The following is a 15,943-nucleotide window of genomic DNA, read 5'->3' as shown; positions in this document are numbered from 1 at the left end:
TTCTCTTTGCTAAAGCGTTTTAATGAAGTTATACATTGCAGAAAAGCCTAGCTTAGGGCGTGCAATTGCAGATGCATTGCCCAAACCTCACAAAAAGCATCAAGGCTACATTGAAGTAGGAAATGGTGATGTTGTTACTTGGTGTATAGGGCATATTCTTGAACAAGCAGAGCCCGACAGCTACGATGAAAAATTCAAGAAGTGGCAGTTAGAACATTTACCTATCATTCCACAGCAATGGCAACTCAAGCCAAAATATAAAACAAAAAGCCAGCTAGCGGTTATTCGCAAATTAGTTAAACAATGTCAGCAGATTGTGCATGCAGGCGACCCTGATCGTGAAGGGCAACTGCTTGTTGACGAAGTTATCGATTTTTTAAACGTGGCGCAGCGAAAGCGCGATGCTATGCAGCGTTTGCTAGTAAGCGACTTAAACTCACCGGCAGTAAAGCGAGCATTAACGCAACTGAAGTCAAATAAACAATTTGTGCCACTGTCAGTTTCAGCACTTGCTAGAAGCCGAGCCGACTGGTTATATGGTATTAACCTAACCCGGGCATATACTATTCAGGGCGGCAAAGTAGGCTACAAAGGTGTACTTTCCGTTGGTCGTGTTCAAACCCCAATTCTTGGCTTAGTAGTAACCAGAGACAAGGAAATTAAACACTTCGTATCCAAGCCTTTTTATGAGGTGAACGCTCATGTTCAAGCCCCTAACAATCAACGATTTATTGCAAAGTGGCAACCAAGCGACGCATGTAGCGCCTATATGGATGATGAAGGGCGCGTTCTCTCTAAAGCACTTGCAGAAAATGTCGTAGCGAGAATAACCAATCAAGCTGCAAAAATTGCCGATATAAAAAAACAGCAAAAAAAGCTTAACGCTCCTTTGCCTTACAACCTGTCGTCGCTTCAAATAGATGCAGCTAAGCGGTTTTCATTAAACGCAAAGCTAGTGCTTGATGTATGCCAGTCGCTGTATGAAAAACATAAACTCATCACGTATCCACGCTCTGATTGTCGATATTTACCAAACGAACAATTTGCTTTGGCGAAATCGATTATCAACGCGCTTTCAAACGCGCAAATGCCTTTTTCTGAAGATGCTAAAAAAGCCGACGCATCAATAAAGTCTAAAGCGTGGAATAATGCAAAGGTAGGGGCTCACCATGCCATTATTCCAACTGAAAAGTCGCCAGCAAACTCGTCGTTAAGTAGTTTAGAAAAAAACGTTTATGGGCTTATTGTGCGCCAGTACCTAGCGCAGTTTTATCCGGCTTTTATTTATCAACACACTCACATTGAATTGACTATTGCTGGTGGCAAATTTAATGCAACCGCCAATGTGACAGAGCAATTAGGCTGGAAGAAACTATTTGAGAAAGGGCCCGCTGCTAATACAAACACAGGCGAACAAAACCCTTTCGAGACCGATACTGGGAAACAAAGCAACAACGAGGGCGCATTTGCCCAAGTATTATCCAACCTTAAAAAAACAGACCTGCTGCACTGTGAAAAAGGAGAGCTTCTAGAAAAGCTTACCCAGCCGCCAAAGCATTTTACCGACGCCACGCTGCTTGCTGCAATGACGGGCATTAACCGTTTCGTAAAAGACGCGAAGCTTAAATCAATATTAAAAGACACAGATGGATTAGGTACCGAAGCCACTCGTGCCGGCATTATCGAGTTATTATTTAAACGAGGCTTTTTGCAGCGTCAGGGAAAAGCAATAGTGGCTACCCCCGCTGGCGTAGGGTTAATTGAGGCGCTTCCTGAAATATGTACAACCCCAGACATGACAGCGAAGTGGGAGGCCACGTTAAATAGTATTGCCGAACAGCAAGCCAACTATAAAAGCTTTATGCAGCCGCTAGAAAGCACACTAAACAGCCTCATTAGCGCTGCCTCATCATCTTTGCCTACCTCACTAAAAGGGGTGAAAGCAGCGGGAAAGCCCGCATACAAAAAGCGAAAACGAACTAAGAAGGCTGAAGTTGGAAGCAAAAATAGAGGACAGGCGAAATAGGCAAACTATCACAGGCTGTTGAAACGCTCGAATAGGTCTGACATAACAAGACTTTACCGCACATTCGTGATAATACTATCTTTACTATTTTGCACTCTTCATTTGGGTAGATAAAAAATGAAATCCCGGCTAATAAAAATAATAAGTTTCTTAATTGTGCTGGTTGTTGTTCTTGGTGTAGGCCTTTATGTGAATACGCTAATGAGTTTTAAAGACAGCCAACTAGTTGTAGATAGCCCGCTGCTAGAGGCGCCCATCGATAGAGAATCTGCTGTAGCAAGGTTCGCTAAATCTATTCAGTTTAAGACGGTCTCTTATGACGACCCATCTCGCCTTAATGCAGAGGCCTTTTTGGGGTTACACAAGCACATTCAAAACAGTTTTCCCTTAATTCATGAGAAAGCAGAGCATTACACAATTAGTGAGTACAGCCTTGTTTATCATTTGAAAGGTAGCGATGCTTCGCTGAAGCCTGTGCTTTTTATGGGACATACAGACGTGGTGCCGGTAGATGAAGGCACCGCTGAGCAATGGGAGCAGCAGCCATTTAGTGGCGCCGTAGTCGATGATACGGTTTGGGGACGGGGCACCATTGATGACAAGGTAACAGTAATGGCGTTGCTTGAAGCCATGGAAACGCACTTAAAAAATGGTTTTGCACCTAAGCGCAGTATTTACTTTGCGTTCGGTCACGATGAGGAAATAGGCGGCAAACAGGGTGCTGCAAAAATTGCGGAGCACTTTAAACAGCAAGGGTTAAGCTTTGAGTTTGTTCTTGATGAGGGGGGCGCTATAACTCAAGGAGTAATGACAGGCATAGAGCAACCCGTTGCCATTATCGGTGTTGCCGAAAAAGGGTTCGTTAATTTACGGTTGACCGTATCGTCTGAGGGGGGCCATTCTTCCCAACCGCCAAACCATACAGCGGCAGGTATTCTAAGCCAGGCTATCGTCAATATAGAGAGTAATCAGTTCGACACCGATTTATCTCACAGCTACAACACCTTTTCTCATGTGGCGGCTTATGCGCCTTTTTCACTTCAGCTTCCTATGGCAAACCTTTGGCTGTTCTCGCCAATTGTAGAGCAAACAATGCTGGCATCGCCAAGCAGTGCTGCGGGCATTCGCACCTCTATAGCGGCTACAATGCTAGAGGGCAGCAGTAAGTCTAATATATTACCAACAGTAGCGAGTGCCGTAGTGAATGTGCGTATTTTACCTGGCGACACTATTGCTAGTGTTAAACAGCACATTACTGAGGCAATAAACGATCCTCGCGTAAAAGTTGAAACTTTTATGGAAAACGAGCCTTCTCAAGTGTCACCTACAGACAGTTTGGGGTATCGCTTGATTGAGGCCAACATTCGCCGTATGGATGACAGTATTTTAGTTGCCCCTTACTTGGTAATGGGAGGCACAGACTCAAAGCATTTTTATGATCTATCAGATAACGTGTATAGATTTATGATGGTGAGACTGGACAAGCAAAGCTTAAAACGTTTCCATGGCGTGAATGAGCAGCTTGCGGTTGATGATTATATAAAAGCGGTAAGTTATTTTTACAGTATGATTGAAGACGCCGGCACAAAGTAATCCAAGCCGGCGTGCTAACGATATTGTCTGAAACAGTATTTAAAAATCGTATCTACTACTTCAAGTACACATTCAAGGTACCAAGTATTCTCGCGAGTGACTCATCATCGAGGCAAAATATAACCCGCATGCTAAATGACGATATCGTAATTAAAAACTGCACTTCCATTGCTAAGCTATGCTGCCATGGAAGGCCGTCAAAACTGGCTTTATCAGGCTGAAAAAGTAAAGGCATGTTTAGGTTTGTGGTTAGCTTAAGTTGCTCCGAAAGTCCTGAAAGACAAGCCCCTGCAAGAATATTAGAAAGTTCTAAAATAATTTCTTGAATATCCTCCTCGCTTAATGGCTGGTCATAATCCATCAGCGCGCCAATTTCAGAGAGGCCCGAATAGGAAATGATCGATATTACCTCGCCGTGAATGTCGCGCATAAACGATTGTCGAGTGTAAGAGAGGTCGCCGGTTTCAAACAGCAAGTCGTACAGCTGATTTGGGGTTACGGCAGAAATTTCGGGAATGGAAATATCAATTCTTGTATCTAGCATAACCGCTAGGGAGTTAGCGGCCTGGCCCATTGAGATGTTCAATAACTCTTGGAGTACATCCCTTTGCTCTTCATTCAACTGTGATGACGTGTTCATAAATACCCTAACTCAGTGAGAACGTTCACCAAATCTTCTTTTTTGAGTGGTTTTCGAAGAAAGTATTTAGCCCCAAGCTCCTTTACCACCCTTTGTTTCTCTGGTTGAAAGTCAGCACTTATTACCACCACATTCGGCATTTCTGGTAGTGTTTGAAGTCGCTCGAGAACGTCAATCCCATCGAGTTTCGGCATTGTAAGATCAAGTAAAACAAGGCTGTATGTGTTATCTGCAAGTAAACTTACTGCTTCTTGCCCGTTTGTCACTTCAGTTACCGCAAAATCGACCTCTAAAGGAAGTGAGCGAACAACGTTTCGTCTTGCTAGTTTAGAGTCATCGGCAATTAGTACAGATAACGACATGTAAATCCTCCGTGAGCAGGGAAAATACCTCTTCAATACATTTTATTCTGTTGAAGAAACTTTGTACATCATAATACGACATATATGACATTTAAGTATATTAAACTTTAAATTAATACAAAAGTGGATACAACTTTAGTTTTAGTCACTTTTAACCTAGACGCGATTTAGCGAAATCGCAATTTATGCTCGGGCTAAAAATACGATTTAGTGGGGTTAAATTCTACTTTAAAATTCGACAGCGCCCGCATCATCAATACGCTCTAATCTTAATCTCAAGCTTCTCGTATCACGTAACATAATTATCCGTCGTTCTCCTTGGGAGATTGCTATTTATATTTATGGTCTGGCTGATGGTCTTAACTAATACTTGAGTAGTTTGGTGGGGTATTTACCTGAGTAAAACACTCGGGTATTATTACGGCTAATCGCGGGTGTTAATTACCAACAGCTAAATTGAAGTAACGTTATCGGGGAGAAAATGCGAAATTTAACGTCAGAAACAGTTACCCACGTCCACCATTGGAATGAGTCATTATTTTCAATTAAAACAACACGAAGCCCAAATTACACCTTTGAAAACGGGCAGTTTGTCATGCTGGGGCTGGAAATTGATAATAAGCCGCTGATGCGTGCCTACAGTATCGCGAGTGCAAATTATGAAGATGAGCTTGAGTTTTTCAGCATTAAAGTGCCAGACGGAGCCCTTACCTCTCGGCTGAAAGATATAAAAGTGGGCGAACAGCTGCTTCTATCTACCCGTCCAGCAGGTACCCTAGTGGCTGATTTCTTGATAGAGGGTAAAAACCTTTATTTACTGGCAACGGGAACGGGCCTTGCGCCTTTCATGTCGATCATAAAAGACCCTGACATTTATGAAAGGTACGAACATGTGATCTTAGTGCACAGCGTGCGCGAGAAAAGCGAGCTTGCTTATCAAGATCAGATTTGCAATGAATTGCCTAACAACGAGTACTTTGGTGATTTAGTGTCCGAAAAGCTTCTATATTTTCCTATCGTCACAAGAGAGCCGTTTAGAAGTAGCATTCATCAGCGTCGTTTAACTGAATTACTCAAGAGCGGAGAGCTGTGTAAATACTTCAATTTGCCAGAGTTAAATACCGAGGACGACAGGTTTATGCTGTGTGGAAACCAATCTATGTTAGATGACACTATGTCTATCCTGTCTGACTTCGGCTTCAAGAAAGCCACGTCTCGAGAAAAAGGCCACTTTGTTATCGAGCACGCGTTCCTAGAATAACCGCTGTGATACAAGCGGTGTTCTTTTTGTCACAAGACTTCAGTTAAGGTAAACAAATCGTATTGTGGTAGCGGTACGACATAGGCATACTGCTTATTCAAATAGAATAATGAGGAATGTTTATGAAAGCCGTTACCACCGCTTTTTCTGCGCTTGCCATGCTTGCGCTTAGTCCCACTACCCATGCTAAAGAGCCGGTCACTATTTCAGCTGAATTAGAGCAAAAAGTGATTGAATGGCGTCGCGACCTTCATCAACATCCTGAATTAAGTAATCGAGAATTTCGCACATCAAAAGTGCTTGCAGAACATTTAAATGCGCTTGGAATGGAGGTGGAGACAGGCGTTGCCCATACGGGCGTTATCGGCGTGCTCGAGGGAGCGAACCCAGGCCCTGTTATCGCTATGCGAGCCGACATGGACGCTTTACCCGTTGTCGAAAAGGCAGATGTGCCGTTTAAGTCTACCGCTGTTTCTGAATATCGAGGTGAAGAAGTTGGTGTTATGCATGCCTGTGGACATGACCTTCATATGTCTATGTTGATGGGAGCAGCAGAAAAGCTCGCGAGCATGAAAGATGAGCTTAACGGCACTGTGGTATTTATATTCCAGCCTGCTGAAGAAGGAGCGCCTAAAGGTGAAGAGGGCGGTGCCGAGCTAATGCTAAAAGAGGGCTTATTTGAGCGATATAAGCCAGAGGCTGTTTTTGGTATTCACGTATGGTCTGCAGGAACTGCAGGGCATATAGGTTACAGAGAGGGGCCATTGATGGCTTCTTCAGACCGATTTGAAATAACGGTAAAAGGCCAGCAAACTCATGGCTCAAGACCTTGGGGCGGTGTAGACCCCATAGTGGCGGCGGGCCAAATCATCAGCAACACACAAGCCATTATAAGCCGGCAGGTAGACATTACCAAAGCGCCTGCTGTGGTAAGCTTTGGTATTGTCGATGGTGGTATTCGCAACAATATTATCCCTGACGAAGTTTATTTAGAGGGGACCATCCGCAATTTCGACATGGGTAACCGCGCTCAAATTTTTGAAAATTTGACTACAACAGCTGAAATGACCGCTAAAGCCACAGGTGCAGAAGCTCATGTGCATATTGATGAAGGATACCCAGTAACAATAAATAATGTGGCGCTTACTCGTCAGATGCTGCCTACAATGGAGCGTGTCGCGGGTAAAGAAAACGTGCACGTTAATGATTTGGTGACTGGCGCAGAAGACTTTTCGTTTTTTGCTCTTGATGTCCCTGGGTTGTTCGTTTTCTTAGGTGTAACGCCAGAAGGACAGGATGCGAAAACAGCGCCAAGTAATCACTCTCCTTATTTTTATGCTGACGAGTCATCTTTGAAAGTGGGGACTGAGTTGTACGTAAATTGGGCTTTGGATTACAGCAATCTTTAGGGCATGTTGAACTTTGCTTTACAGCAAAGAGCCACATGTCTTTGGTGCGTGAGCTAATTACATTGGCTGCCTAAAAATCAGTACAAAAGGGAAAGTGCTGCTGGCACAATGCCGCAGCATTTTTTATGAGAATGTTCTTATGGTTTTTCATGGTTTTATTGTTTGACGCAAGTGGTCTGCTCTTTATTAAATTTTGAGACAAAGGAGAATTACCAACTATACTAACGAAGTGGGCGAGGATTATACGTCTACATTGCAGTAATGAATAAGCATAAGGACGTAGAATGGCTAGAGAAAGCGACTTTAGTACTTCGTCGAGAGTTTCGTCAAGCAAAGCTACATCAGATAAAGCTACATCAGATAAAGCTTCATTAAGAAAGGCGTCGTCAGAAACGATGCAGTCATTAACAGCCCGCGAGGCTGCAGAGTCACATTTCCTTCAACTCATCAGTTCACTCCCTAAAGTATCCGTTCAAGGTTATGACAAACATCGCAGAGTTATCTACTGGAATGCCTCTAGTGAAGATATCTATGGTTATTCTGCAAAAGAAGCACTAGGGCAGCGTCTTGAAGACTTAATCATTCCTGAATTTATGAGAAACGACGTAATTTCTTTTCATAACAAATGGATTGTAGAAGGAGTGCCCATTCCTAGCGGCGAGTTAGCCCTCATTCGAAAAGATGGCCAAACGGTTAATGTATTTTCATCTCACGTTATGTTGAAAGAGGGGAGCGACAGCCCTGAAATGTTTTGTGTCGATATTGATTTAAGCGATCAACACGCCGTTCGCGCAGAGCTTGAAAAAATAGCAACGACAGATTTATTAACAGGTCTACCTAACCGGCGTCACCTGGAATTAAAACTCAAAAGTCGTATTGAAGAGGCTAGTTCGGCGTCGGCAGCGATGGCGGTGTTTTTTATCGACCTTGATATGTTTAAAGATATCAACGATACACTCGGTCATACGTGGGGTGATAAGCTACTGACGGCATTTGCAGAAAGGTTGCAAGAATGTGTTGGGGATGCATTTTTCGTTGCTCGTTTCGGTGGCGATGAGTTTGTAGTTGTAAGCAACTTGATTGACGACGAATGCTCTATATCGAGCATGGCTGAGCGCATTGTTGATTGTTGCAAAGAGAGTTTTCCTTTGGGTGCTGAAAATGTTTTTGTTACCTCTAGTGTTGGCGTAAGCCTTTTTCCAGAAGATGGAAAAGAAGTTGAGACACTGCTTAAAAATGCCGACGCGGCCATGTACGAAGCAAAAGACAGCGGAAGAAATCGCTACAGTATTTTTAGCAAAGACTTAAGCTTATTTCTTCATAAACAGAGGAATATAGCCTCTCGGCTTCGGGCTTCTATTCAAAAAAATGAGTTTACGCTGCTTTATCAACCTCAAATAGATTTGCGAAATGGAAGTATCATATCTTGTGAGGCATTGCTTAGGTGGACACCTGAAGTAGCAGAGCACAGTGCACCTCCAGATGTATTTATTCCCATTGCAGAGAGAACCGATCTCATTATTTCTATTGGCAGGTGGGTACTTGAAGAGGCCTGTCGGCAAGCAAGGCAGTGGCGAAACAAAGGAATAGAAATTTGTATTCACATCAATGTGTCTAGTAGTGAATTAGAGCAAGACGATTTTTTTGAGCGTTTAACAAAGTGTCGAGAAACGTATGGCCTTCCACCTAGTGCAATAGGATTAGAGTTAACCGAAAATATATTGATCAAATCAGACGAGCAGGTGCTTGATGGTTTACAAAAGCAACGTGCATTGGGCGTTGAAATATCAATTGATGATTTTGGCACAGGGTATTCTTCGCTTAGCTATTTAAAGCGTTTTCCTGTAAGCCACTTGAAAATTGACCGCAGTTTTCTTGAAAATGCACCGGAAAGCGAATACGACGGCGCGCTGATGGAAGCTATCGTAAACCTTGGCCGCAAGCTCAACCTACAAATTGTTGTAGAAGGTATAGAAACTCAATCGCAGCTTACTTATTGCCAAAACGTGGGAATAGAGTGCGCACAAGGTTACCTTTTTGCCAAACCATTACCTGCCAAAGATATTGAAACAAGGCTGTTGGAGCAGGGCTAGTTGTTTATACAGTCGTTTCAATTTGTGCGCACAGGCTTGCCCCGAGATATGCATGTTATGGTGTATGTTACGGTAAGGGGCACGCGCACAAACTAAAGAATAAATGGCATTAATAAACCGTCCACAAAGCGGGTTTTGAGAAGTAATAGCCCTGCTGATGAATAATGTCTAAATTATTCAACGCCACCGATTCAGCCTCATGTTCTACTTTTTCAGCAATCACTTTAATATTTAAACTACGCGCAATATTAAGCAAACTGCTTACAAAAAGCTGGTTGTCTTTATTGGTATGAATACTTTCAGTTAACCGACCTGACAGCTTCACATAGGCGGGTTGTATAGCGCGAAGTCCTGACAGAGAGGCAAAGTTGTCACCAAAATGCTCTACTGTAATTCTGCAACCCAGTTGGGTAATACGCTTGCATAGCGCCACAGCCTCTTCGTTATAGTGAATCAATGCAGCGTCTTGAACTTCAAAAACGATTCGATGACAGAGACTTTCGTGCTCAGATAATTGCTTTATTAACCACTCACGAAACTCCGAGTTGGCTATAGATGCGTTAGAAAGGTTGATACCTACTTGGTGAGCAGTCACTTTGAGTTTTTTAAATACAATGCTAGTAACTAACTTGTCTACTTCAGGAATAAGGTCTAATCGCTCGGAAGCTGGGATCAGCTGAGACATAGGAATGATGTCGTTGGTTTGCTTGTCTTTAAAACGTGCAAAAGTCTCGTAGTAAGAGGGTGTATTGCGCTCTAAATTCATTACCGGTTGAATTAAAATATCGGCATACTGCTGAGAAACCACGTAATTTAAGCGCTCTCTCCACTTGGCATTGCTGTGCACTTCGGCAATATCGGAGGCAAATTGCCAGCCTTGAGGCCTCTTTGTTGCAGCCATCAGTGCACTGTCTGCACTTTCCATGATCTCTTTTAGTGACATGCTGTTAGTAAAGCGCGCCACACCTATCCATGCTGCTTTGCTTCCGTCGCGAAGAGGATTTATGGTAGTAAAGGCTTTACTCATAATCGCGAGGTTTTCTTCGTGAACGTCTTTGGGCTGCACATCACTCAGGATGGCAAAGTCGCCGCCAGATATTCTAAATACAAAAGCACTAGTAAACTGCTCTTGGCTTGCTTTTTTGATGATGTCGGCAACGCTGCATACGTAATTGTCACCCGCCAACATGCCTAACTTATGATTGATATTAGTAAGTTGGGCAAGGCGCACTAGGGTAATTGCATATTCCTTCGGGCTTGAAATGCCCCCAATTAGCGCCTTCATATGTCTATCGAAAGCATTTCTATTGGCAATTTTTGTGAGAGTATCTCTACTTGCCACCGATTTGAATTGCTCAGCCTGGCGAGTCAATTCTTGAAATTTATTTTCAAGGGAAAGAGATAGATTGTTCACTGCGCTTACGAGATAAAGAAAGTCCTTGGTAGACGTTTCTATCGAAGAAGGACTAAAGTCGTTGTTCTGAAGTTCATTCAATTTTTTGGTTACTTTACCCACTGATCTCACAGCGCGTTTACTTGTGAGTACAACCACAATCGCTGCTAAAATATAGAGAACAACACATAGCGCGCAGATTTTTAAAAGCTGTCGCCATAAATTTACATAGTGGCTATTTGGGCTGCTTTTCACCTTAACTACATTTTGTGTCGTGGGAATTTCAACTTGAGACGAAGAGTCAGAAAGCTCCACAACCGAAGCTAGTAAACTTACACCTTGAGCACTGTTTGAAGTGCGTTTTTCAATGAGCACGCTTCCATTATCGTTTTCAACACTTATGTGAGTAACGTCTTTATTTAAAAATGCTGCATCTACAATACTCTTAAGCAGTGACTTATTATTCCACTGACTTTCATTGAAGCTGGACAATTGAGCATTTAATCGAGTCGCTGTTTCTTTTGATAAGGTTTCGGTAGATTGGATAGCCTGCGCTTTTGTTTGTTCAATTTCCAGAAAGCTTGCACCGGCACCTACCATCAGAATAAGAACCAAAAGGCCTAAATTTATTTGAGTAGATAACTTCATTTTTGTTTGTTAACTCCCTATTTAACGGCTGCTCCATAGCGTTCACAGACTCAATATGCAAGAAGCTACTGACATTTTACCTACAGCTAATTTGTTTTGTAGGTAATCATTTTTAGCGACAGCTTGGTATCACGTTTACTTAAGCTCAGCCAGCAATAACCCTTGTCGCTTCAAAGGTGAGCCGCTTATCTCATTGATTCTGTTACCATGATACCAGCAAGTCTCAATATCAGGTAGTTTAATTAATGTTCAGTAGCCATTGATAAAACCTCGTACGTTTTATACACACCCTCTAATTATCTCTGACTTCTGGGTGCCCGCCCTCCTGCGCGCTAGAAAATGAATCTGCATGTCCTTTAGGCGGTGGTGTCCAGCCCTTAACTTTGGAATGGGTATCATGAAGTTCAGTGTTCAGTGCCTCACCAATTAACGATTCTAGTTCAACAAAGAGTTTTAAATAGTTGTTGTCGATACGCTCTCCGCTAGCATCATCAACCCACGCGTGGTAAAGCACGTCGTTTTGCTGATCTTCAATATCTTTGTAAGCCATTTTTTGCCGTTCAACCTGGAACGGGTGAACGTTAAGTGAGCGCAGCGCCTGAGCACCCATTTCAAGTGCGGAGTGATAAGTTTCAGATACCACGTAGTCGGCACCTAGCTGGCGCAGCCGATAGCCGTGACCGCGATCGAAAGCGCGGGCAAGAACACGCATATTTGGATACGCATGTTTCGCGTATTTCACCATGTCTGCAGCAGTTTCTCTGTTATCAATAGCAATTATGAGCAATGCGGCATCTTCGGCACCGGCTGTATGCAAGATGTCAGGTTTCGAGGCGTCGCCGAAGTAAGCTTTGGTGCCTATTTTTCTGATGAGCTCGACCTGCTCTGCGCGAATATCTAACACTACCGTATGCACATTATTGGCGACAAGTAACCGGTTTATAATTTGTCCAAAACGTCCTATGCCGGCAATGATAACGGTTCCTTTGTCATCGATAGTGTCTTCTGTACCTTGTGACCCTCTTCTTTGATAACGGGGGAGAATGACTTTATCGAAGAAAATAAACAGTCCGGGGGTGAGAAACATGGAAAGGGCTACCACCAGTGACAGTATGGCAATAATATCCTGGGGCAGTACAAAATTTTGTGACGCAAAGCTAAGTAGAACAAAGCCAAACTCACCCGCTTGAGCTAGGCTTAACGTAAGAAGCCATTTGCTACTTCCTTTAAACGAAAATATGAGGGAAATTAGAAAAAGTACCGCAGCTTTTAACCCAATTACCGACAGTGTTAACACGCCAATTAATATCGCGTTTTCGGATAACACCGAAAAGTTAATGCCAGCACCCACAGTAATAAAAAATAGCCCCAGCAGAAGGCCTTTAAACGGCTCTATATTTGCCTCTAATTCATGACGAAACTCACTATTAGCTAATACCACTCCTGCTAAAAAAGCGCCAAGGGCTGGGGATAAACCTACTAAGCCCATCAACGCAGCAATGCCAATAACGAGCATAAGCGCAGTGGCAGTAAAAATTTCCCGTAAACCTGAGGAAGAGACAAATTTAAATAAAGGGCGGCTAAGGTAATGGCCACCAATTGTGACGAAGACCACAGAGCCAATAATAACTAAACCATAGGCCCAAGGGGCCAGTTCATTCACCACGCTCAGGCTGTCTGAGTGGCTTTGTCCCTCTCCCTGAGATGCTGCGTTGCTTGCCACTAATTCCGGTAGGGCAAGAAGGGGAATAAGCGCCAGCATAGGGATAACGGCAATGTCTTGAAATAGTAAAACAGAGAAAGCTCCTTTGCCGCCTTCCGTTTTTTGCAGGCCCTTTTCCTGAAAGGTTTGTAGCACAATAGCTGTAGAGGAAAGAGCGAAAATCAGGCCAATAGTTAACGCGATGGTGAAGGGTTGATTAAATAGCATTGCGATGAGGGTTATCAGTAGGGTGGTGCCCCCTAGTTGCAATCCGCCCAAACCAATAAGGCGAGACTTCATTGCCCAAAGGGATTTAGGCTCAAGTTCTAACCCCACTAAAAATAGCATCATTACCACGCCAAATTCAGCAAAGTGCTGAATAGTGGTGGTTTCGTCACCAACTAGCCCAAGTGTTGGCCCAATAATTAACCCTGCTATTAAATAGCCCAGAACGCTGCCTAAACCGAGCTTTTTAGCCACCGGAACGGCAATCACCGCTGCGGCCAAATAAATGAAAATGTAGAGAAAGTAAGCGGTCATTTCGACTGATTCTCCGCAGGTTCTTCAAGGATGTCTAAATCTGCAAGATTCTCAATACTTCTAGCCCGCTCTATATCAAATTGCCCTGTTGCTAATACATTGAGAAGGGAGCGCCACTTCGAACGATGCTTTTCGATACGTTGCTCTCGAGAAGCAGAGCGACTGCCAAATAGTGCAAACGGAGCCAAATATGTCATGGTGGTAATGCTGGCCATTTGTTCTAGAGGTTGCAGCAACTGACGGATCGTAAAGTGATTGAAGCCGTCAGACTGGTAGGCCTCTTCTTTACCTCCGGCGCTAATGGCACAAAAAAATTGCTTACCTTTAAGTGCGCTGCCACCTTTGCCATAGGCAAAACCATACTCTAAAACGAGATCTTGATACTCTTTCAAAATCGAGGGCGTGGAATACCAGTAAAGTGGGAATTGAAAAATAATGACATCGTGGCTAACTAAACGCTGCTGTTCTCTTATCACATCGATATTAAAATCTGGATAGTGTGCATAAAGGTCAATAGCGGTGACATTCGATACGTTTTTAGCATCGTTAAATAGAAAAATATTCACCTCAGATTGCTGAGGTACTGGGTGTGCAAATAGAACGAGAATACGTTTATCTTTATTAGCTATAGACGAATTTAAAGTCTGCGAGCTTTCCATTTCAGACTTTTTTATTGCTGGCTTTTTTATTTCTGAAGACGGCAAGGTAGCGTCGGTCATTAATATTTTCCCGAAGTGGTTGTTATAAAGCTGACTAGGGCATGCCCTGAGTAAGTGTAAACGCGAAAAATAAATGTTTTCGGCTAATTGCCCGCAATTCTTTCCCCATCACTAATTTTTAGACTAAAGTATAAATTAGATATAGTCGTAAGTAAAAAACACATAATTACAGATATTAGAGGGCAAGGAATGCATTTATTGAAAAGGGGTGAAGCACATGTTCGATAAAACGTTCGAATTTTGTGCGGTAGGTTTAGCCCACGTTAGTCCAGATGGAAGCTTTATTCATGTAAACAAAAAGCTATGTGAGTTTTTAGGTTACGAGCCACATGTTCTAAAAAGTATGACTTTTCAGGAGCTTACGGTAAGTGATTATTTAAATACTGATCTCTCTAACCTTCAACAGCTTCTTGCGGGTTCTATAGATAGTTACTCTATGGAAAAGCAATACATCCGTAACGGAGGCGCAGCGGTGTGGGGTAAACTCACGGTATCTTTAGTGAGGGACAGCCGTGGCAACCCAGACTTCTTTATCTCGGTGGTTGAAGATATTGACGAAAAGAAACGTTTAGAAAGCGAGTTGTTTCAGGTTGAAGCACTGTTTAGTAAAATCGTAGATGCCTTCTCCTCCCGAACTTTCATATGGGTTGCGAGCCCAGACTTCAAAAAGCTGCATTACCTTAATGACGGCTACCATACAATTTTTGGACGCAGCGACTACGAGCTATATGCCAAACCACTGGCATTTATCAATCATGTGCACGAAGAAGATAAAATAAAGGTAATGAGTGTATTTAATCAACGTCCACTGAAAACGTGGGAACTGCAATACCGAATTTATGATGTAAACGGGAAAGTTCGCTATTTGCACGACAGAGGGAACCTTATTTTTGATGCAAAAGAGAAGCAGGCACTTATTTTAGGCACTGCAGATGATATTACCAAAGAAAAAGAGCAGCAGCAGGCATTAGAGGTCGCAATTAGTGAATTAGCCTACTTGTCTAAAACCGACCCGCTCACAGGGCTTATTAATCGCCGCGAAATATTTGAGCAACTCTCAAAAGAGATAAAGCGCATGAAGCGAGAGCAGCATGTTTCTACCTTGGTTTATATTGATTTAAACGATTTCAAACAAATAAACGACAACTACGGACATGCTGCGGGGGATCAAGCACTAAAGACCTTTGCCGAAAAAATGCAAAATAAATTGAGAGATTCCGACCGAATGGGACGTATTGGCGGTGATGAGTTTGTCGTGTTGCTTTACGGTACTCGCGCTAATGAAGTAGAGCGCTTTTTTGCGCGAATAGATAATCTTTCATTCGTACTGCACATTGATGATCACCTATCTGTTCCCATTCGTTACACAGCAGGGTGGAAAGAATGGAATGAGAGATTATCCACCGTTCAAAAATGGTTAGATGCTGCAGACCATGTAATGTATTCAATTAAAGGAGAGTCGAAACAGCGTAATAACATCAGTGAGTAGGTTATTTCGAAACTAATTCACAATAACTCATCTTCTCTAATGCTCGCGCGCCTAGACGCGCGAGCATT

General features: G+C 43.0%; 11 protein-coding genes. 6 read left to right on the top strand and 5 right to left on the bottom strand.

The features are described from left to right. Positions 1–22: 22 nt before the first annotated feature. Both CW735_RS12260 and CW735_RS12255 read left to right on the top strand, forming a co-directional pair. Positions 23–2,026: a DNA topoisomerase III gene (locus CW735_RS12260; protein WP_100972399.1), complete on the top strand. Its 2,004-nt coding sequence runs from the start codon at positions 23–25 to the stop codon at positions 2,024–2,026. A gap of 117 nt (positions 2,027–2,143) precedes the next feature. Next, positions 2,144–3,619: a M20 family peptidase gene (locus CW735_RS12255; protein ID WP_100972397.1), complete on the top strand. Its 1,476-nt coding sequence runs from the start codon at positions 2,144–2,146 to the stop codon at positions 3,617–3,619. Positions 3,620–3,674: 55 nt separating this feature from the next. Here the strand turns inward: CW735_RS12255 and CW735_RS12250 are convergent, their stop codons facing one another. Next, positions 3,675–4,259: a chemotaxis protein CheC gene (locus CW735_RS12250; protein ID WP_100972395.1), complete on the bottom strand. Its 585-nt coding sequence runs from the start codon at positions 4,257–4,259 to the stop codon at positions 3,675–3,677. Continuing rightward, on the bottom strand, positions 4,256–4,621 hold the full coding sequence (locus CW735_RS12245) for a response regulator (RefSeq protein WP_071979252.1): 366 nt from the start codon (positions 4,619–4,621) through the stop codon (positions 4,256–4,258). The genes CW735_RS12250 and CW735_RS12245 overlap by 4 nt, the downstream gene beginning before the upstream one ends. Before the next feature lie 481 nt (positions 4,622–5,102). Between CW735_RS12245 and CW735_RS12240 the strand changes: the two genes are divergently transcribed. The 3 genes from CW735_RS12240 to CW735_RS12230 all read left to right on the top strand — a co-directional run bounded on the left by CW735_RS12240 (position 5,103) and on the right by CW735_RS12230 (position 9,384). Then, positions 5,103–5,882 carry a ferredoxin--NADP reductase gene (locus CW735_RS12240; RefSeq protein ID WP_100972393.1) on the top strand — a complete coding sequence of 260 codons (780 nt, stop codon included), beginning with the start codon at positions 5,103–5,105 and terminating at the stop codon, positions 5,880–5,882. A gap of 116 nt (positions 5,883–5,998) precedes the next feature. Then, on the top strand, positions 5,999–7,291 hold the full coding sequence (locus CW735_RS12235) for an amidohydrolase (protein ID WP_442857490.1): 1,293 nt from the start codon (positions 5,999–6,001) through the stop codon (positions 7,289–7,291). Positions 7,292–7,575: 284 nt separating this feature from the next. Next, positions 7,576–9,384: a putative bifunctional diguanylate cyclase/phosphodiesterase gene (locus tag CW735_RS12230; RefSeq protein WP_232368279.1), complete on the top strand. Its 1,809-nt coding sequence runs from the start codon at positions 7,576–7,578 to the stop codon at positions 9,382–9,384. Positions 9,385–9,493: 109 nt separating this feature from the next. Here the strand turns inward: CW735_RS12230 and CW735_RS12225 are convergent, their stop codons facing one another. From CW735_RS12225 to CW735_RS12215, 3 genes are all read right to left on the bottom strand, one after another. Continuing rightward, entirely contained in the window at positions 9,494–11,425 is a 1,932-nt protein-coding gene (locus CW735_RS12225; RefSeq protein WP_100972389.1) for an EAL domain-containing protein, read from the bottom strand. 292 nt (positions 11,426–11,717) lie between these two features. Next, a complete protein-coding gene (locus CW735_RS12220; protein WP_100972387.1) occupies positions 11,718–13,667 on the bottom strand; it encodes a monovalent cation:proton antiporter-2 (CPA2) family protein in 1,950 nt (649 codons plus the stop codon). Beyond that, positions 13,664–14,326: an NAD(P)H-dependent oxidoreductase gene (locus tag CW735_RS12215; protein ID WP_100973255.1), complete on the bottom strand. Its 663-nt coding sequence runs from the start codon at positions 14,324–14,326 to the stop codon at positions 13,664–13,666. Before CW735_RS12215 ends, CW735_RS12220 begins: the two co-directional genes overlap by 4 nt. Before the next feature lie 277 nt (positions 14,327–14,603). Here CW735_RS12215 and CW735_RS12210 point away from each other — a divergent pair, with 277 nt between their 5' ends. Then, positions 14,604–15,875, top strand: coding sequence for a diguanylate cyclase (locus tag CW735_RS12210; protein WP_100972385.1), 1,272 nt, complete (start codon positions 14,604–14,606; stop codon positions 15,873–15,875). The last annotated feature ends 68 nt before the right edge of the window (positions 15,876–15,943 follow it).

This window comes from Alteromonas sp. MB-3u-76 (assembly GCF_002831605.1).
GTDB classification, from domain to species: domain Bacteria; phylum Pseudomonadota; class Gammaproteobacteria; order Enterobacterales; family Alteromonadaceae; genus Alteromonas; species Alteromonas hispanica.
The sequence above is the reverse complement of the archived record's forward strand: the minus strand, read 5'-3'. Positions and strand labels throughout refer to the sequence as shown.